The sequence below is a fragment of the Methylorubrum sp. SL192 genome (assembly GCF_026672325.1).
GTDB classification, from domain to species: domain Bacteria; phylum Pseudomonadota; class Alphaproteobacteria; order Rhizobiales; family Beijerinckiaceae; genus Methylobacterium; species Methylobacterium extorquens.
In genome coordinates, this window is sequence record NZ_JAPPQV010000003.1 from 5,226,378 (window position 1) to 5,243,962 (window position 17,585).

Annotated in this window: 17 protein-coding genes; 11 read left to right on the forward strand and 6 right to left on the reverse strand. The window is 70.5% G+C overall.

What is annotated here, in order from left to right; translation table 11 throughout:
* Positions 1–15: 15 nt before the first annotated feature.
* The 7 genes from OVA30_RS25375 (at position 16) to OVA30_RS25405 (ending at position 4,885) form a co-directional block, all read left to right on the forward strand.
* The gene (locus OVA30_RS25375) at positions 16–999 is read left to right on the forward strand and encodes an asparaginase (RefSeq protein ID WP_268177378.1); all 984 of its coding nucleotides are present in this window, start codon (positions 16–18) and stop codon (positions 997–999) included.
* A gap of 186 nt (positions 1,000–1,185) precedes the next feature.
* A complete protein-coding gene (locus OVA30_RS25380; RefSeq protein ID WP_003598876.1) occupies positions 1,186–2,556 on the forward strand; it encodes a glutamate--cysteine ligase in 1,371 nt (456 codons plus the stop codon).
* 111 nt (positions 2,557–2,667) lie between these two features.
* A complete protein-coding gene (locus tag OVA30_RS25385; RefSeq protein WP_268177379.1) occupies positions 2,668–3,078 on the forward strand; it encodes a hypothetical protein in 411 nt (136 codons plus the stop codon).
* A gap of 79 nt (positions 3,079–3,157) precedes the next feature.
* Positions 3,158–3,424 carry a sulfurtransferase TusA family protein gene (locus OVA30_RS25390; RefSeq protein WP_268177380.1) on the forward strand — a complete coding sequence of 89 codons (267 nt, stop codon included), beginning with the start codon at positions 3,158–3,160 and terminating at the stop codon, positions 3,422–3,424.
* Between the two features lie 39 nt (positions 3,425–3,463).
* A complete protein-coding gene (locus OVA30_RS25395) occupies positions 3,464–4,030 on the forward strand; it encodes an NUDIX domain-containing protein (RefSeq protein WP_268177381.1) in 567 nt (188 codons plus the stop codon).
* Positions 4,031–4,127: 97 nt separating this feature from the next.
* On the forward strand, positions 4,128–4,262 hold the full coding sequence (locus tag OVA30_RS25400; RefSeq protein WP_003598869.1) for a hypothetical protein: 135 nt from the start codon (positions 4,128–4,130) through the stop codon (positions 4,260–4,262).
* Between the two features lie 224 nt (positions 4,263–4,486).
* On the forward strand, positions 4,487–4,885 hold the full coding sequence (locus OVA30_RS25405; protein WP_012252619.1) for a DUF3775 domain-containing protein: 399 nt from the start codon (positions 4,487–4,489) through the stop codon (positions 4,883–4,885).
* Between the two features lie 149 nt (positions 4,886–5,034).
* On the opposite strand, the gene OVA30_RS25410 is transcribed toward OVA30_RS25405, so the two are convergent.
* From OVA30_RS25410 to cobS, 5 genes are all read right to left on the reverse strand, one after another.
* Positions 5,035–5,475: a hypothetical protein gene (locus OVA30_RS25410; protein ID WP_012605872.1), complete on the reverse strand. Its 441-nt coding sequence runs from the start codon at positions 5,473–5,475 to the stop codon at positions 5,035–5,037.
* 245 nt (positions 5,476–5,720) lie between these two features.
* Positions 5,721–6,413, reverse strand: a complete 693-nt coding sequence (locus OVA30_RS25415; RefSeq protein WP_268177382.1) for a retropepsin-like aspartic protease family protein — start codon at positions 6,411–6,413, stop codon at positions 5,721–5,723.
* Positions 6,410–6,622 carry a DUF1289 domain-containing protein gene (locus OVA30_RS25420; protein WP_268177383.1) on the reverse strand — a complete coding sequence of 71 codons (213 nt, stop codon included), beginning with the start codon at positions 6,620–6,622 and terminating at the stop codon, positions 6,410–6,412. The genes OVA30_RS25415 and OVA30_RS25420 overlap by 4 nt, the downstream gene beginning before the upstream one ends.
* A 54-nt stretch (positions 6,623–6,676) precedes the next feature.
* Positions 6,677–7,354 (reverse strand): DUF6891 domain-containing protein, encoded by a 678-nt coding sequence (locus OVA30_RS25425; protein WP_268177385.1) that lies wholly within the window; start codon positions 7,352–7,354, stop codon positions 6,677–6,679.
* Positions 7,355–7,368: 14 nt separating this feature from the next.
* Complete coding sequence (gene cobS, locus OVA30_RS25430) at positions 7,369–8,196, reverse strand: adenosylcobinamide-GDP ribazoletransferase (RefSeq protein ID WP_012752173.1); 828 nt, start codon at positions 8,194–8,196, stop codon at positions 7,369–7,371.
* A 230-nt stretch (positions 8,197–8,426) separates the two neighbouring features.
* Here cobS and cobT point away from each other — a divergent pair, with 230 nt between their 5' ends.
* Positions 8,427–9,401, forward strand: coding sequence for a nicotinate-nucleotide--dimethylbenzimidazole phosphoribosyltransferase (gene cobT, locus OVA30_RS25435; protein ID WP_442786128.1), 975 nt, complete (start codon positions 8,427–8,429; stop codon positions 9,399–9,401).
* Between the two features lie 6 nt (positions 9,402–9,407).
* On the opposite strand, the gene OVA30_RS25440 is transcribed toward cobT, so the two are convergent.
* Complete coding sequence (locus OVA30_RS25440; protein WP_003603743.1) at positions 9,408–10,949, reverse strand: sensor histidine kinase; 1,542 nt, start codon at positions 10,947–10,949, stop codon at positions 9,408–9,410.
* 342 nt (positions 10,950–11,291) lie between these two features.
* Between OVA30_RS25440 and OVA30_RS25445 the strand changes: the two genes are divergently transcribed.
* The 3 genes from OVA30_RS25445 (at position 11,292) to OVA30_RS25455 (ending at position 17,557) form a co-directional block, all read left to right on the forward strand.
* The gene (locus tag OVA30_RS25445; protein ID WP_003603744.1) at positions 11,292–11,747 is read left to right on the forward strand and encodes a (2Fe-2S)-binding protein; all 456 of its coding nucleotides are present in this window, start codon (positions 11,292–11,294) and stop codon (positions 11,745–11,747) included.
* A 35-nt stretch (positions 11,748–11,782) separates the two neighbouring features.
* Positions 11,783–13,978: a xanthine dehydrogenase family protein molybdopterin-binding subunit gene (locus tag OVA30_RS25450; protein WP_268177387.1), complete on the forward strand. Its 2,196-nt coding sequence runs from the start codon at positions 11,783–11,785 to the stop codon at positions 13,976–13,978.
* A gap of 180 nt (positions 13,979–14,158) precedes the next feature.
* Positions 14,159–17,557, forward strand: a complete 3,399-nt coding sequence (locus tag OVA30_RS25455; RefSeq protein WP_268177388.1) for a GAF domain-containing protein — start codon at positions 14,159–14,161, stop codon at positions 17,555–17,557.
* The last annotated feature ends 28 nt before the right edge of the window (positions 17,558–17,585 follow it).

Consider the following 17,585-nt stretch of genomic DNA (forward strand, 5'->3'; position numbering starts at 1 on the left):
AGGATATCTTAAAGAATGACGCTGCCCCGCATCCTCCTCCTGTCCCTCGGCGGGACGATCACCATGACCCGGAGCCTCGAGGGCGGGATCGTGCCGACGCTGACGGCCGCCGACCTCGCAGGCTCGGTGCCGGGGCTGGCCGCGGTGGCATCCATCGAGACGCTCTCGCCCCTGCGCCGGCCGAGCGCCGGGCTCACCCTCGACGACCTCATCGGCGTGGCACGCATGCTGAACGAGCGTCTGGCGGGCGACCTCGACGGCGCGGTGGTGATCCAGGGCACCGACACGATCGAGGAAACGGCCTTCGTCCTCGACAGCTTGGTCGCCGGCGACAAGCCCGTCGTCGTCACCGGCGCGATGCGCGGGCCGGAAAGCGCCGGCGCCGACGGCCCCGGCAACCTGCTGGCCGCGACCATCGTCGCGGGCAGCGCTTCGGCGCGGGGAATGGGCGTGCTCGCCGTCCTCAACGACGAGATCCACGCCGCCCGCCTCGTGCAGAAGGCCCACACCGCCCTGCCCTCGGCCTTCCGCTCACCGCTCGCCGGCCCGGTCGGTCTCGTGATCGAGGGCGAGGCCCGGATTTTCCTGCGAGCCCGCCGCAGCCTTACCCTGACCGGTCCTTTGACGGATGAGCCGGCCCCGGTGGCGCTCCTGAAGATGGGGATCGGCGACGACGGGCGGATGCTCGCCGCCCTGCCCGATCTCGGCTTCGCGGGCGTCGTGATCGAGGGAATGGGCGCGGGCCACGTGCCGGAGGCGCTGGCGGAGATCGTCTCCACCCTGATCGCGCGGCTTCCGGTGGTGCTCGCCTCCCGCACCGAGACCGGTCCTGTGTTCTCGCGCACATACGGGTATCCCGGCGGCGAGATCGATCTGCTGGGTCGCGGCGCGCTCTCGGCCGGCAACCTGTCGGGCGTGAAAGCGCGGCTGATGCTCCAGCTTCTCCTTCGGGCGGGGGTGGATCGGGCCGCCTACGGCGCCTATTTCGCGGATCGGTGATCGGCGAGGTAGACGCCGTAAACATTAGCTTATGTCATGTCTGCCATGCGGTCGGCGGGCGCGTTGTTCACTCTTGCAGCGTCCTCTAAGGACACGACATCCGGTGCGGCCGCTGACGGCCCTTCCGGTGGCGGATTCTCGGCGCGCCGCTGACCCCTTCGACCGACGTTACCTTCGAGGCAGCGCATGGCGCGCGACACGTCCGACACCACCCCGCTCACGACGCGGGACGAACTGATCGCGTGGTTCGCCGCGGGCGAAAAACCGCGCGCACGGTTCGCGATCGGCACCGAGCACGAGAAGATCCCGTTCTACACCGCCGACCACATGCCCGTTCCCTATGAGGGCGAGCGCGGCATCCGGGCGCTTCTGGAAAATCTCGGCCGCGAGACCGGCTGGGAGCCGATCCTGGATGCCGGCAACATCATCGGGCTGGCGGGACCCGAGGGCGGCGGCGCGATCTCGATCGAGCCCGGCGGCCAGTTCGAACTGTCCGGTGCGCCGCTGCCCGACATCCACGCGACCGCGACCGAACTCGACGAGCATCTCGCTGCCACGAAGCGCGCGGCCGAGCCTCTCGGCATCGGCTTCCTCGACCTCGGCATGAGTCCGAAATGGACCCGCGAGGCGACGCCGCAGATGCCGAAGAGCCGCTACCGCATTATGCGCAACTACATGCCGAAGGTGGGCAAGCTCGGCCTCGACATGATGCTGCGCACCGCGACCGTGCAGGTGAACGTCGATTTCGCCTCCGAGGCCGACATGGTGCGCAAGATGCGCGTCAGCCTCGCGCTCCAGCCCATCGCCACGGCGCTGTTCGCCAATTCGCCCTTCACCGACGGGCGGCCCAACGGCTTCCTGTCGCGCCGCTCCGAGATCTGGCGCGACACCGACCCCGACCGCACCGGCATGCTGGCCTTCGCCTTCGATGAGGGCTTCGGCTACGAGGCTTACGCCGATTGGCTGCTCGACGTGCCGATGTATTTCGTCAAGCGCGGCGAGACCTATCACGACGTCGCCGGGGCCTCGTTCCGCGACCTGATGGCCGGGCGCCTCGCGCAACTGCCGGGCGAGCGGGCCACCGTCTCGGATTGGGCGAACCACGCCTCCACCGTCTTCCCGGAAGTGCGGCTCAAGCGCTTCCTCGAGATGCGCGGCGCCGATGTCGGCGGGCCGGCGATGATCGCCGCGCAATCGGCTTTCTGGGTCGGGCTCCTCTACGACGAGACCGCCCTCTCCGCCGCCTGGGATCTGGTGCGCGGCTGGTCCGCCAGCGAGCGGGAATCGATGCGCGCGGCCGTGCCGCGGCTCGGGCTCCATGCCAGCATCGGCGGGCGCTGCCTCGGCGCGGTCGCGGCGGAGGCGCTCGCCATCGCCCGCACCGGGCTTCAGGCACGGGCGCGCCGCGACGGCAACGGCCGCGACGAGGCGGTCTATCTCCAGCCGCTGGAGGCGATCGTGGCCGCCGGCCGCAGCCACGCGCAGGAGCGGCTCGCCGACTACGAAGGCCCCTGGGAGAAGTCGGTCGATCCGGCCTTCACCACCTGCACGTTCTGATCGTGCGGGTACCACCCTAGATTTTCTTCCACGGCAAGCGGGGCAGTCGGAACGCGTTCTGTGCGGCGTTGTTCCTCTGCGTGTTCCTTATCGCGTAAGGAGTTCGCATCTATGTCCCGCATCACGACCCTGACGCTGGCCGGTCTCACCGCGGCGAGCCTGACGGTGACGGCCGTTTCGCCCGTCCAGGCCGCGCCCCTGCCGGCGATGAGCGCTGCGCAGGTTGGCAGCGGCCCCGCCGTCGAGACCGTCGGCTGGCGCCGCGGATATTACGGAGGCTATTACGGCCCCCGTTACGGCTACGGCTACGGTTATCGCCGCCGCAACGTCGCGGGTGCGCTGTTCGCGGGTGCGGCGCTCGGCCTGATCGGCGGCGCGATCGCCGCCAGTGCGGCCCCCCGCTACTACGGCTATCCGGCCTATGGCGGTTACTACGGCTACGGCGTCCCCGTCGGCTATTACGGCGGCTACGGCTACCCGGTTTATGGCGGCTATTACGGCTACGGCCCCTACGGCTGGTAGCCGTCTCCTCCACCCGTGACGACAACGCCCTGCGGCTGGGTTCAGCCGGCAGGGCGTTTTCGTGTTATGCGCCGCTCCCATGTCCGAGATCTCGCAGGACGGCACGGTCGAACTCGACCTCAGCGGCCTCAAATGCCCCCTCCCCGCGCTCCGCACGCGCAAGGCCCTGCGGGGCCTCGCGCCCGGGGCGCGCCTGGCCGTGACCGCGACCGATCCACTGGCCGGGATCGACATCCCCAACGTCGTCCGCGAGGAAGGGGCCGCGCTGGAGGCGCTGGAGCGCCACGGCCCGGCCGCACGCTTCCTGATCCGCCGCGGCGTCGACCACCCGCCTGCGCAAGCCTGACCCCGAGATTCCGACCTGAAGCCCCGAACCGGAGACGCCATGCCCCCCGAGATCCGCGGCACCCGCACCGTCCACGATGGCTGGGCAACCTTCCTCGTCGCCGAGGTGACGACTTCCGAGGGCACCGCGGTGACCCGCGAGATCGAGGATCACGGCGAGGCGGTCTGCGTGCTGCCCTACGATCCCGAGCGCAAGGTGGCCCTGCTGATCCGGCAGTTCCGCGCCCCACCCTTCTTCACCGCGGGCGTGTCCGATCTGCTGGAAGTGCCTGCGGGCCTGCTCGACGAGGCCGACCCGGACGAGGGCGTGCGCCGGGAGGCCTTCGAGGAGACCGGCCTGCGGCTGTCGCATCTCGAGCCGGTCTCCACGGTGTGGAGCGTGCCGGGGATCTCCACCGAGCGGATGCACCTGTACCTCGCCCCCTACGCGGAGAGCGACCGGGAAGGGCCGGGCGGCGGCTTGGCCGAGGAGCACGAGGCGATCACCGTGGTCGAGATGCCGCTCTCCACCCTCGCCGCCATGAGCGAGGCCGGCGAGATCGTCGATATGAAGACGCTGGTGCTCCTGCTCTCGCTCCGCCTGCGCCGCCCCGAATTGTTCGCCTGACGCGCCGCTTGCGGACCGGTCGGCAGCCCCTATCATCCTCTCTGACGCGGACCGGATTTTCTCGAAACTGCAGACGCCGCCGCGGGGAGATGCGCCCATGTCCTTCTTCATCGGGATCGCCGGTCCCTGGCTCGTGATCTCCGCCCTGCTGCTGATGTGGCACCGGCGGGAGGAGGAACGCCCGGCGCGGACCGCGGACGCCGAGCCGGGCGGATATCCGCCGCGGGCCTGAGGCTGTCCGCGCTACCGCGCCCGCCGCTTCCACCCCTTTCCACTCCCGATTCCGCATGGTGCTCCGGTCCGGCCGAACCAACGGCCACGCCATGGGTTGTCGAGGCTCTGCGCCCTGTCGCAGCCCGACGTCACCGGCCGGCCCAGACGATCGCGGCGGACACGGCGCGTTCCGTTCGAACCCGACGCGCCGCGTATCGTGGGCCGTCGATGCTGGAGCCACGTATGGACATTGCCCTCGACAAGATCACCGAGATCATCCTGCGGCTGCGGGCGGTCGAGGTGAAGGAAGGCGCGACCGATCCGGATTCGGGCTCCAACCCGACCGATGACGGCTCGATCGACATGCTGGTCGGCGGTACCGACGACGCCACCGAGCAGGAGATCCGCAGCATGATCGCCGGGCTCAACGAAGACGAGCGCGCCGATCTCGGAGCACTGCTGTATATCGGCCGCGGCGACTACGAGGCGGCCGAATGGCACACGGCGGTCAACTTCGCCAAGGAGCGTGAGGCGGCGGGCGATACGGTGATCCGCGAGTTGCTCGGCACGCCGGATGCGGCGCCGCTCCTCGAAGAAGGTCTCGACGCGCTGGGAATTCCCATGGAGCCGCCCGAGGCCTAGGGCGCCCCACCCGGCGTGAGGTCGCGCAGACGCTCGCTGCAAGCCGGACGAGTCGCGGCCCTCTGCGCTTCGAGCGAGACATCCATCGCGCAAAATGACATCGGCCCGGAACGAGCGCTCCGGGCCGATGGCGTGTCAGGGGTTAGATTTTAGGGTTCGCAGGCCAGCGCCTTCGCGCCGACGGCGACGAACTCCGCTGCTGTCCGCAACTCGTCGTCGATCCGCGGCGTCCGGGCCACTTGCCTGGCTTCGCGCGCCAGCTGGTCGTTGCAGGAGCAGGTCGGCAGCCCCTGGCCCACCGGCGGCGAGCAGGCATCGTGGTGCATGCAGGCCCGGTCGAGGGCATCGATCGGGGGAAGGCCGGCGCCGCGGCTGCCCGGGCCGCAATAATTACCGTGAAAGACCAAGGCGCCCTGGGGAAGCCCGTTGCCGAGATCGGGCGCGGTCGGCGCCTCGACGGAGGGTGCCTCGACGTCCGGTGTAACCACGGACTGAGCCGAGACGGCGAGTGGTGCGAGGCCGAGCAGGACGGCCGAGAGTCCGGCAACGAGGGGAAGACGCCGGGCGGCGCGGTAAGGACGTATAGCCAAGGTCGGAAAACTCCGTTCGAAACGCTCCCCTCACAGCTTTGCACCGGCCGGGATCGTCACCCGCGCCGGGAAGGCTGAGCCGTTCAAACGATTTGTCCGTGGACGTGGTTCACTCTTGCCATCGCGGCGACAAGCGAGGTCGTCGGTCCCGTCGAGGCCGTCTGATGGTGCTCGGACAGAGCACCGACCGCGAGCCTGAAAACGTCCCGGGCGGCTTCGGAGTCGGCGGGCGGCGCGGACGCCCGTCAGCGGCTGCGCAGGATCAGCCGGTCGCCGCGCACCTCGTAGGAGGGCAACCGGTCGAGGAAGCTCTGGCCGAGCAGGTTGGTGGTCAGTACGCCGGGCCGGCTCACCATCGCGTTGACGTTGCGCTCGGTGATTGGCCCGACGGTGATCGAGTCGAGCCGGATCGATGCCGTGAGTGCGGTGCCGTTGGCGGTGGAGACGCGCTGGGTGAAGGCGCCCTCCGGCGGACGGATGCCGAGGCGCTCGGCGGTCTCGGCGGTGAGCACGACGCTGCTCGCGCCCGTGTCGAAGACGAAGCGCTGCTCGGCGCCGCCGTTCACCGCCGCCAGAACGGCGAAATCGCCGTCGGAGCGGCGGGTGATCGTCACCTCGCCGCCGGGGCCGACGACGGCGGTGCCGGGGCGCAGCGCCCCGACGACATTGGCGCCGACCCGCTGCGCGTCGTCGCGATAGGTGTAGCCGACGACGATCACCGCGCCGATGGCGAGCCAGATCAGGATCGAACCCAGGGTCTTGCCCGGCATGACGAGCGCCTGCCGCCAGCGGCCGGCGACGAGCAGCAACAGCAGCGCGGTCATCGACACGACGCCGGCGAGCTGATCGGCATCGAGCCCCATCACCGGGCCGCCGTCATGGTTGGCGATCAGGACGGCAAGGCCGATCCCGAGAATGGCGAGCGCGGCCCACATCATGGCGCGCATACCTCCCGGCCGGGATAGGCCCGGCGCAGCCGCTCGGGCAGCGCGGCCATGACAGCCAGCCGCTGCGCTTCGGAGAGCGAGCCCCACAGCCCGATCTCGTCACGCGTGCGCCCGCAGCCCTCGCACAGGCCCGTGACGGCATCGAGCACGCAGAGCTTGGTGCAGGGTGAGGAGGGTTTTTTCGAAGGGGTCGCCAGCATCGCCCGTGCAAATGGGACGGAGCGGGGCCGTGAATCAAGGTCTCACCGAAAACCTTACGCCGCCCGCGGGTCGTCGGACGGGCTGCGCTTCAACCAGTGGATCGGGTGGACGAGGATGCGCGTCCCCACATCCCCCTCCCAATGCGTCCGCAACCCTTGCGCCTCCACGGCCGCCACGATCTCGGCGGCGATGGCGGCCATGGTCGCTTCGCGGTCGTCGAACGCGCCGAAGGCGAGGTAGAGCCCCCGGTCGCAGACGACCGCCTCGACATCCTGCCCGTGGTAGAAGACGAACCCCCGCGAGGCGCGCCCGCGCTCCCGGCGCTGGTGATAGATTTCGGCCGCATCCGAGATGCCGTCCGAGCGGGTGTAGCCGGCATCGTGCAGCGCGATGATCCCGCTCGCGTCGAGCGCATCGAAGGCGATGGCGAGGCGGTCGAAATCCGTCTCCAGCGGCCACGTCGCCTCGTCGGCCCGCTTGCGTGCGAAGGCGCGCGCCACCTCCGCCTCGACCCAGCGGCGATCCTCGGGATCGATCTCGTCGGGGTTCAAGTACTCGTCCAGGATCGTCTTGAGCGTCGAGGCTTCGGTCTCGAAGCCGCCGCGGGCCAGGATCTCGATCCGCTCGGCGGTGTCGGCCCGGTCGATCGCCTCCAAGGGCGAGTCGGACGGGGCTTGGCTCTGCGCCTTCACCCTCCGGCTCTGGAAGAGTCGGCGGAGGATCTCCAGCATCATGCAGATCTCGCCTAGGCCGTCGCCGCCACCAGGGCCAGCAGCACCGCGATCTCGCCGACTTGCTGGCAGGCGCCGACCACGTCGCCGGTCTGACCGCCGATCTTCCGCTCGGCGAGCGCGCTCAGGCCGAAGGCCGCGAGCGGCGCCAGGATCAGCGCGAGGCCGAGACCCAGCGGCGGCAGGCCGAGGGCGGCGGCGATCCCGGCAAGGATCAGGCAGATCGATCCCGCGATCCCCAGCGTCGCCCGGGTCGGCCGGCCGACCGCGGCGCCCGCGCCGCCGGGACGGGCGGGGTCGAGGATCGCGAGCGGGAGCAGCGCCACCGTCCGCGACAGGGCCGCGGCGAACAGCAGCGACACGGCGGCGAGCCCGCCGGAGCGGTCGAGCAAGGTGGCGAGCATCGCCGCCCGCAGCGCCAGCCCGAGGAACAAAGCGGTGCCGCCATAGGCGCCGATGCGGCTGTCGCGCATGATCTCCAGACTGCGCTCGCGGCTCTGTCCGCCGCCGAACCCGTCGGCGACGTCGGCCAAGCCGTCCTCGTGCATGGCGCCGGTGATGAGCGCGAGCGCCACGAGGGCGAGTGCCGCGGCGACGAACGGCCCGAGCCGGATCTCCCAGGCCAGCACAAGCACCAGGGCGGCGGGCGCGGCGATCAGCAGCCCGGCCAGCGGCAGCATCCGCGGCACGGTGCGAAAATCCGGCGCGGCGTAGGGCGCCGGCTCGTCGGGCAGCGGCGGAACCGGCAGGCGGGTGAAGAAGCGAAGGCAGGCGGCGAGATCGTAGACCAGCTCCGCCCCCGGAAAGGGCGGTCCGAGATCGCGGCCACTGCGCTCGATCATTCCGCTGCCCTTCCCTTCGGCCGCCTGTACCGCGGGCCCGTCCGCTTCTATAGCGCCGGGAGCCGGCTGCCTGCTACGCGGCGCCGCTGGCTATCCGGTGGCAATTCCCGCACCGATCGGGCGACCTCCTTCGTTTTTCCCGCATCCGACGCGCACGAGCCCTGCCGATGACCTCCAGCCCGACCCCCGACGCCTCGCCCTTCGCCGACATCCGCCGCCTGCTCACCGAGATGCCCGGCCCCAATGGGGACGCGGTCGCCGCGATCCGGGCGCGGGATGCCAGCCTCACCAAGCCGCCGGGCGCGCTCGGGCGGCTCGAAGGTCTCGTGGAATGGCTCGGCGCGTGGCAGGGCAAGGCCAAGCCCACCCTCGACCGGCCGATGGTCTGCGTGTTCGCCGGCAGCCACGGCGTGGTGGAGCGCGGCGTCTCGGCCTTCCCGGCCGCGGTCAACCGGCAGATGCTGGACAACTTCGCCGCCGGGGGGGCCGCGATCAACCAGCTCTGCGCCGCCTACGGCCTCGGCTTCCGGGTGTTCGACCTCGCCGTGGATCTGCCGACCGGCGACATCTGCTCCGGCCCGGCCCTCGACGAGAGGGGGTGCGTCGCCACCATGGCCTTCGGCATGGAGGCGGTGGCGGCGGGCACCGATTGCCTCGCGGTCGGCGAGATGGGAATCGGCAACACCACGGTCGCGGCGGCGATCTACGCCGCGCTCTACGGCGGCGAGGCCGAGCACTGGGTCGGGCGCGGCACCGGCCTCGATGCCGCCGGCCTCGACCGCAAGGCGCAGGCCGTGCGGCTGGCGCTCGAAACCCACAAGGATCATCTCGGCGACCCGCTGACGATCCTCGCGCGCCTCGGTGGCCGGGAGATCGCGGCGATGGCCGGGGCCATCCTCGCCGCGCGGCTGCAGAGGGTGCCGGTGGTGCTCGACGGCTATGTCGCGACCGCCGCGGCGGCCATTCTGCACGCCGCCGACCCTCACGCCCTCGACCACTGCATCGCCGGGCATCTTTCGGCCGAGGGCGCGCATGGCGAGGTGCTGGAACGGCTCGGCCTCAAGCCCGTCCTGTCGCTCGATATGCGCCTCGGCGAAGCCTCGGGCGCGGCCCTGGCGCTCGGCCTGCTGAAGGGCGCGCTCGCCTGCCACCGCGACATGGCGACGTTCGAGCAGGCGGGGGTGTCGGGCAAGAGCGCGGACTGACGCCCGTCAGGCCGCCCGTGCACGCCGGGCGGACGCCGCCTCGGCCGGGGCCTTCTCGGCAGCGAGCGTCATCGCGGGCAGGGTGTCCATGCCGCGGCTCGCGGGGAAGGTGACGATCACCTCGGTGCCCTCGCGCGGCTTCGACTTAAGCTGGAAGCCGCCGCCATGGAGGTCGATCAGACCCTTCACGATCGGCAGGCCGAGGCCGGAGCCCTGCTCGGCGGTCTTGATCGCCAGCGAGCCGCGCCCGAACGAGGACATTACCGTGCCGAGTTCGTCCTCGGGGATGCCGGGCCCGGAATCCTTGACGCTGAGATATTGCCCGCCCGACGAGGTCCAGCCGACCTTGATCGTGATCTCGCCGCCCGGCGGCGTGAACTTCACCGCGTTCGAGAGCAAATTGAGCACGATCTGGCGCAGCGCCCGTTCGTCGGCCCAGAGGCGCGGCAGCGAATCGTCGATCAGGCTGGCGAAGGTCTGGCCCTTGCTGCGGGCGCGCAGGGTCATCATGTGGCGGCACTCCTCGACCGTATGGGCGAGTTGCACCGCCTCCTCGGTGAGGTCGTAGCGCCCGGCCTCGATGCGCGAGAGGTCGAGAATCTCGTTGATGAGATTGAGCAGGTGCATCCCGCTGTCGTGGATGTCGGTGGCGTATTCCCGGTAGGCCGGGGCGACGTGGGCGCCGAACACCTCGTTCTTCATCACCTCCGAGAAGCCGAGGATGGCGTTGAGCGGCGTGCGCAGCTCGTGGCTCATGGTGGCGAGGAAGCGGGACTTGGCGAGGTTCGCCTCCTCCGCCCGCCGCCGGGCCTCGTCGGAATTGGCCTTGGCCTGTTCGAGTTCGGCGAAGATCGCGTCTTTCTCCGCCCGCGATTGCAGGGTGCCGACCGCGGAGGCGTAGAGGCGACGGGCCAGCCCGGCGAAGAAGAGCTGGCTCGCCACCGTCATCGCGACGAGGAGCATCGTGTCCATGTCGCTGGAAAAGATCAGCAGCGACAAAGCCGCCAGCATCAGCGGGACGAGGCCGGCCAGGGCGGCGACCGGAACGGTTGCGGCGAGCATCGTCGTCACCGCCGCGACGATGACGAGGCCGAACAGCGCGAAGGTGCGCGCCTCGGGAACGCCCACGAGCAGCAGCATCGCCCAGGCAGCGCTCTGGCCGAACTCGGCGGCGACGAAGGCGCGCCCCCAGTGCTTCAGCGACAGGCTTTCCGGCGCCTGCCGCAGGAAGCGGCGGCTCAGCAGCAGCATCAGGGTGGTGGCGGCGATCGCCCCGGCCGCCCAGATCGCCGCGGTCACGGCCGGCACCCAGATCGAGGAGGCACCCGCGACCATCAGCGCCAGGATCAGGAGCGGGATGCCCGCCCCGACCCGGTACTGGGCGTAGAGGCGCAGGAGTTCGGTGTCGAAGGCCCGCTCCAGGCCGCTCGTGGAGGTCAGCCGCTCCCGGGCCGAGCGCATTTCGCGCGCGATGCCGCGCCGCTTGGCCACCTCTTGCGAGGAGGGCCCGCGCCCGCGCTGAACCATCTCCGCTGTGAGGTCGGCCATAACAGTCGAGATCGCCAATCGGGATCGGAACGCCGGGCGCCCGGTCGTGGTCTAGCGGCGCACGGGGTGAGGTGGAGAGCCCGCAGGGTGCCGTGCGAACCGTTAAGAAGCGGCTTCGACGATCCGGCGAATTGCGTAGATCCAGGGGCGGAAACGTCTCATCCTTATCGGAGTGCGCTCCCGCACATCGGGAACGAGCGGACAGGATCAAACTCGGAACGATTCCAAGTGCCGTCACTCCACGTGCCGACACCAAGTGACGGTGCCGAAGCGCATCTCGCGGCCCGCTGGCGGCCCTGAGCCTGGGCGCTTCGTGCGACAGCTTCCTCTCGGAGAGCGCCCATGCTGACCCTCAACCTGAACGGCGTGGCCCGGGAGGTCGATGCCGACCCCGACATGCCCCTACTCTGGGTGATCCGCGACCGCCTCGACATGACCGGGACCAAGTATGGCTGCGGCATCGCCCAGTGCGGCGCCTGCACCGTGCACATGGACGGCCAGCCGGTGCGCGCCTGCCAGACCCGCATCGGCGATGTCGGCGAGGCCAAGATCACCACGATCGAGGGCGTCGAGGGCAAGGTGGCCGATGCGGTCAAGGCGGCGTGGCGCGGCCTCGACGTGGTGCAGTGCGGCTACTGCCAGTCCGGCCAGATCATGTCGGCCATCGGCCTACTCACCGAGAACCCGAAGCCCAGCGACACGGATATCGACGGCGCCATGGACGGCAATGTCTGCCGCTGCGGCACCTACCAGCGCATCCGCGCCGCCATCCACGAAGCCGCCCGCACGCTCGCTTGAGCCGCCCCGCAGCCTATCTAGATTTGGAGCCCGGCATGCTCAAGCGAGACCTGACTGATGCGCCCGTCCCCTCGCGGCGCGCCTTCCTCGGCGGCGCGGCGGCAGGGGCCATGCTGCTCGCCTTCCGCCTCGACCTGAAGGGTGCCCGCGCCGCGGAAGCCTCGGACGCGCTGTCGAAGGCCCCGGCCCAGCCTAATGCCTTCGTGCGGATCGCCGCCGACGACACCGTCACGGTGATGATCAAGCATCTCGATATGGGCCAGGGCAACACGACCGGGCTCACCACCATCCTCGCCGACGAACTCGACGCGGATTGGGGGCAGATGCGCGTCGCCTTCGCCCCGGCCGACGCCAAGCTCTACGCCAACCTGCTGATGGGCCCGGTCCAGGGCACCGGCGGCTCGACGGCGATCGCCAATTCCTGGTTCCAGCTCCGCAAGGCGGGTGCGGCCGCCCGCGCCATGCTGGTCTCCGCCGCGGCCGACAAGTGGGGCGTGCCGGCGGGTGAGATCACCGTCGCCAAGGGCGTCATCAGCCACAAGTCGGGCAAGCAGGCCCGCTTCGGCGAGTTCGCGGAGGCCGCCGCCGCCAAGCCGGTGCCGCAGGAGCCCCGCCTCAAGACGCCGGCCGAGTGGACGCTGATCGGCCAGCGCGTGCCGCGCATCGATTCCGCGGCGAAGACCGACGGCACCGCGATCTACTCCCTCGACATCCGCCGCCCCGGTCAGGTCACGGCCCTCGTCGCCCACCCGCCGCGCTTCGGCGCCACGGTGAAGTCGGTGGATGCGGAGGCCGCGCAAGGCATGCCCGGCGTCGTCGGCATCGTCGCGATCCCGACCGGCGTAGCGGTGATCGCCCGCGACACCTGGACCGCGATGAAGGCCCGCGAGGCCCTGAAGATCACCTGGGACGATTCCGCCGCCGAGACCCGCTCCTCGGACGCGATCCTCGCCGAGTACCGCGAGACGGCCAAGACCTCCGGTCTCGTCGCCTCGCAGGCGGGCGACGCCGACGGCGCCATCAAGGGCTCCGCCAAGGTGCTGGAGGCGGAGTTCTCCTTCCCCTACCTGGCCCATGCCGCGATGGAGCCCCTGAACGCCACGATCGAGCGCGCGGCGGACGGCAGCTTCGACGTCTATGCCGGCTGCCAGATCCAGACGATCGAGCAGGCGGTGGTGGCGGCGACGCTGGGCGTCACGACCGACCGGGTCCGGCTGCACACGCAATGGGCCGGCGGCTCGTTCGGCCGCCGGGCCACGCCGGGCGCCGACTACTTCGCCGAGGCCGCCGCAATCGTGAAGGCCTGGGACGGCAAGGCGCCGGTCCATCTCGTCTGGACCCGCGAGGACGACATGGCGGCCGGCTATTACCGCCCGCAGGTCCACCACACGGTCAAGGCGGGCCTGAACGAGAAGGGCCAGATCACAGGCTGGCGCCACACCATGGTCGGCAAGTCGATCATGATCGGCTCGCCCTTCGAGGCAATGCTCGTCAAGAACGGCATCGACTCCACCACCGTCGAGGGCGCCTCCGACACGCCCTACGCGCTCCCGGCCTACCGCTTCGAGGTGCACAATGCCCGCGAGGGCGTGCCGGTCCTGTGGTGGCGCTCGGTCGGCCACACCCACACCGCCCATGTGATGGAGGTGTTCATCGACGAGCTGGCCCATGCCGCGGGGTCCGATCCGGTCGCCTACCGGCTGTCGCTGCTGACCCGCGCGCCGCGCCTGTCGGGCGTGCTGAAGCTCGCCGCCGAGCAGGCCGGCTGGGGCGGAAAACCCTCCGAAAAGGGCCGCGGCCTCGGCGTGGCGGTGCACGAATCCTTCGGTTCCTACGTCGCGATGGTGGCCGACGTCACGGCGGGCGAGTCCGGTGTGAAGGTCAACCGGATCGTGGCGGCGGTCGATGTCGGCATCGCCGTGAACCCGGACGTGGTGCGCGCCCAGGTCGAGGGTGCGGTGGGCTTCGCCCTGTCGGCGGTGCTGCGCAACCGCATCACCCTCAAGGACGGCGTGGTGCAGGAGAGGAACTTCGACAGCTACCAGCCGACGCGCATCTCCGAGATGCCGCGGGTCGATGTTCACATCGTGCCGTCCGAGGTCGCTCCCACCGGGATCGGCGAACCCGGCGTGCCGGTGCTGGCGCCGGCCATCGCCAACGCGGTCTTCGCCGCGACGGGCCAGCGCCTGCGCTCGCTGCCGCTCGACCTGTCGAGCCTGCGCGGCGCGTAAGCCGCGCGGCCTCCGCACCGCCGGTTCCGGGCCGGAACCGGCGGTGCGGCGGGCCGGGCCCCGTACATATCGCGCACCGTACACATCTCGGCGAGGTAGGCCTCCACAACGCAAGCGTGCTTTACAAAATCGACAACCTATCGATTAGGTGTTGCCCATCGAGCCGCAGCAGGGCGCAGGATGGGCCAAAGAACAGACCCGCCCGGGTGGCCGTCGAATCGCGACGCAACGGCGCAACGGATCCTTGAATTCGATTGGGCCGAAGCGGCGCTTCGGGCGAGCGAAGAGAAGTACCGCACCCTATTCCAGACCATGGGGCAGGGTTTCTGCGAACTCGAATTCGTGCGCGACGAGCAGGGCCGGGCCGTCGATTTCCGCTACATCGAGCTGAATCCCGCCTTCGAGCGGCTGGTCGGTCTGCCGGCCGCGGAAGCACGCGGGCGGACGGGACGCGAAGTGGTGCCCGACCTCGATCTCTGGTGGGTCGAGACCTACGACCGCATCGCCGCGACGGGCCTGCCGGCACGGCTGGAGCACACGGACACGCCGATGGGGCGCTGGTTCGAGGTCTCCGTCTACCCGCAGGCGAACGACCGCCTGCTGATCCTCTACGACGACGTCACCGAGCGCAAAGTCGCCGAGACGGCCCTGCGCGATCGCGAGGAGCGGCAGGCCTTCCTCCTGGCGCTGAGCGATGCGGTGCGCTCGCTGACCGATCCGGAGGCGATCCAGAGCGCGGCATGCCGGCTGGTGGGCGAGCGGCTGGATGTGGACCGGTGCTACTACGCGACCGCCGACGAAGCCGCCGGGATCATCCGGATCGCGTGGGACCACGTTCGCGGCGATGCGCCCTCGATCGCCGGCGAGCACAGGCTCGCGGACTTCGAATGGTCCGCCGAGATCCTCCGCCGCGGGGAATGCCACGTCCTGGCCGACACACAGGCCTCGGTTCCGGAAGCGAGCCGTCCCGCCTTCGCCGCCCTGCAGATCGGCGCCTGCATGGGCACACCGCTCATCAAGAACGGCAGCCTGGTCGGCGCGCTCTGGGTCACCCACTCGACCCCACGCGATTGGACGGACGCCGACCTGGGATTGCTGCGGGAGGTGGCCGAGCGGATCTGGTCGGCGGTCGAGCGCGGCCGGGCGGAAGCGGACATCCGGCGCAAGAACGCGGTGCTCGAAGGGATCAACCGCATCTTCCGTGAGGCGCTGACCGCCCCCACGGAAGAGGAACTCGGCCGCGTCTGCCTCGCGGTCGCCGAGGATGTGACGCAGAGCGCCTTCAGCTTCATGGGGGAGGTCGATCAGGAGAACGACCGGTTCGACGAACTCTCCATCAGCGATCGCGGCTGGCAGCACTTCGCGATGGAGAACTCCGCTTTTTCCAAGGGCGTCGGCCCGAAAGGGCTCAAGATCCACGGTCTCTACGGCCGCGTGCTGCGCGACGGGAAAAGCCTCATCGCCAATGATCCCGGCTCGCACCCGGACCGGATCGGGACACCGGCGGGCCACCCGAGCCTGCAGGCCTTTCTCGGCGTCCCGCTGAAGCGGAACGGACAGACCATCGGCATGATCGGGCTCGGCAACCGCGCGGGCGGATACCGGTCGGAGGATCTCGAGGCCGCCGAGGCCCTGGCCCCGGCCATCCTCCAGGCCCTGCTGAGCAAGCGCACCGCCGACACTCTGCGCGAGAGCGAGGAGCGCTTCCGGACCCTCGCCGAACTCGTGCCGAGCCTGCTCTGGAACTGCGATCCCGAGGGCAAGGTCATCGTCGTGAACCAGCAATGGGGCGCCTATACCGGCCAGACGCAAGACGAGGTCCAGAACGGCGGTTGGCTGGCCACCATCCCAACCGACGAGCGGGAGGAGACGAAGCGCATCTTCACGGAAGCCTTCACCACCGGCCGGCCGGTGGAGCGGCAGCAGCGCATCCGCCGCCGCGACGGCCCCTTTCGGTGGTTCCTGATCCGCCACGCCCCGGCGCGGGACGCGGAAGGTCGGATCACGCGCTGGATCGGCGCCGCCACGGACATCCACGACCAGCACATCGCCGCCCAGAGCCTGCGGGCGGAGGAGGCACGGCAGGCCTTCCTTCTCGACCTCGCCGACCGGCTTCAGGACCAGACCGACCCGCAGGCCGCCCTTCAGACCGTAGTCGAGGCGCTGGGGCGCCATCTGGGCGCCGGACGGGTCGGCTACGCGCGCCTCTCCGCGGACGGGAAGCAGATCGAGCGGCAGGTCGGCTATCACGCCGAGTCCGAGGCTCGGCTCGGCCCCCTGCCCATCACGGCCTTCGGCCGGGCGGTTCTCGATCGGCTCCGAAACGGCGAGACGATCATCGTGGACGATGCCGCGGCCGTTGCGGCCCCCGGCGTCTGGCGACAGGGCGCCGTCGGTAGCTTCGTGGCGGTGCCGCTGGTCCGCGACGGCCGGGTCCGCACCGTCCTCTACCTAACCCATCGCGAGCCCCGGACGTGGACGCGCTCCGAGACGACCCTGATCGAGGAGGTAGCCGCGCGGACCTGGGAGGCGGCCGAGCGGGCGCAGGCCGAAACGGAGCTGCGCACGAGCGAAGCCCGGCAGCGTGCCCTGGTCGAAGGCATCCCCCAGCTCGTCTGGCGGGCGGGCGATGGCGGCGCGTGGAGCTGGGCGAGCCCGCAATGGTGCCGCTATACCGGCCAGACCGAGGCCGAGAGCCGCGGCTTCGGCTGGCTCGACGCGGTTCATCCCGAGGATCGCGACCGGGCCCAGAATGCCTGGAGCGGCGCCGCCGCGGCCGAGGCGCTGGCCGTCGATTACCGAATCCGTCACGCCCCCGAGGGCCGCTATCGCTGGTTCCAGTCGCGGGCCCTGCCGCTGCGCGAGGGCAGCGACATCGTCGAGTGGCTGGGCACCTCGACCGACATCGACGACCTGCGGCAGCTGCAGGAGCAGCAGGGCGTGATGGTGGCCGAGTTGCAGCACCGCACGCGCAACCTCATCACGGTGGTGCGCTCGCTGGCCGAGCAGACCATGGCCCGAAGCGATTCCATGCCGATGTTCCGCGCGCGGTTCTACGACCGGCTCGCGGTGCTCTCGCGGGTGCAGGGCCTGCTCTCCCGCTCGACCATCGAGCCGATCACCCTGCACGCCCTCATCGCCACGGAACTCGACGCCCTCGGTGCCTGGGAGGCGTCCGACCGCATCTATCTCGACGGTCCATCCGTGCGGCTGCGCAAGGCCACGGTGCAGACCTTCGCGCTGGCCCTGCACGAACTTGCGACCAACGCCCGCAAATACGGCGCGCTCTCCGGAGACACGGGGCGGCTGAGCGTGACGTGGCGCACCTATACCGAGGACGACCGGATGCGGCTCGCCCTGCATTGGAGCGAGACGGAGATCGAGCGCCCGCGCGAAGAAGGCGCCGCGCAACGGCGCGGCTACGGGCGCGAGCTGATCGAGAAGGCGCTGCCCTACGCCCTCGACGCGCGCACGCGCTACGAGCTGAGCGAGACCGCTCTGCACTGCTCCATCGACCTGCCGCTCACGGAACGGCGCAAGGCGGCCCGTCAAACCAAGGACCGAGAGACGCCGGCCTGACGCACTGGGGTCGGCTACGGCTCCGGCG

Coding starts and splice junctions, on each gene's coding strand:
- OVA30_RS25375 (WP_268177378.1), top strand. CDS start 16: ATGACGCTGCCCCGCATCCTCCTCCTGTCCCTCGGCGGGACGATCACC.
- OVA30_RS25380 (WP_003598876.1), top strand. CDS start 1,186: ATGGCGCGCGACACGTCCGACACCACCCCGCTCACGACGCGGGACGAA.
- OVA30_RS25385 (WP_268177379.1), top strand. CDS start 2,668: ATGTCCCGCATCACGACCCTGACGCTGGCCGGTCTCACCGCGGCGAGC.
- OVA30_RS25390 (WP_268177380.1), top strand. CDS start 3,158: ATGTCCGAGATCTCGCAGGACGGCACGGTCGAACTCGACCTCAGCGGC.
- OVA30_RS25395 (WP_268177381.1), top strand. CDS start 3,464: ATGCCCCCCGAGATCCGCGGCACCCGCACCGTCCACGATGGCTGGGCA.
- OVA30_RS25400 (WP_003598869.1), top strand. CDS start 4,128: ATGTCCTTCTTCATCGGGATCGCCGGTCCCTGGCTCGTGATCTCCGCC.
- OVA30_RS25405 (WP_012252619.1), top strand. CDS start 4,487: ATGGACATTGCCCTCGACAAGATCACCGAGATCATCCTGCGGCTGCGG.
- OVA30_RS25415 (WP_268177382.1), bottom strand. CDS start 6,413: ATGATGTGGGCCGCGCTCGCCATTCTCGGGATCGGCCTTGCCGTCCTG.
- OVA30_RS25420 (WP_268177383.1), bottom strand. CDS start 6,622: ATGCTGGCGACCCCTTCGAAAAAACCCTCCTCACCCTGCACCAAGCTC.
- OVA30_RS25425 (WP_268177385.1), bottom strand. CDS start 7,354: ATGCTGGAGATCCTCCGCCGACTCTTCCAGAGCCGGAGGGTGAAGGCG.
- cobS (WP_012752173.1), bottom strand. CDS start 8,196: ATGATCGAGCGCAGTGGCCGCGATCTCGGACCGCCCTTTCCGGGGGCG.
- cobT (WP_442786128.1), top strand. CDS start 8,427: ATGCCCGGCCCCAATGGGGACGCGGTCGCCGCGATCCGGGCGCGGGAT.
- OVA30_RS25440 (WP_003603743.1), bottom strand. CDS start 10,949: ATGGCCGACCTCACAGCGGAGATGGTTCAGCGCGGGCGCGGGCCCTCC.
- OVA30_RS25445 (WP_003603744.1), top strand. CDS start 11,292: ATGCTGACCCTCAACCTGAACGGCGTGGCCCGGGAGGTCGATGCCGAC.
- OVA30_RS25450 (WP_268177387.1), top strand. CDS start 11,783: ATGCTCAAGCGAGACCTGACTGATGCGCCCGTCCCCTCGCGGCGCGCC.
- OVA30_RS25455 (WP_268177388.1), top strand. CDS start 14,159: ATGGGCCAAAGAACAGACCCGCCCGGGTGGCCGTCGAATCGCGACGCA.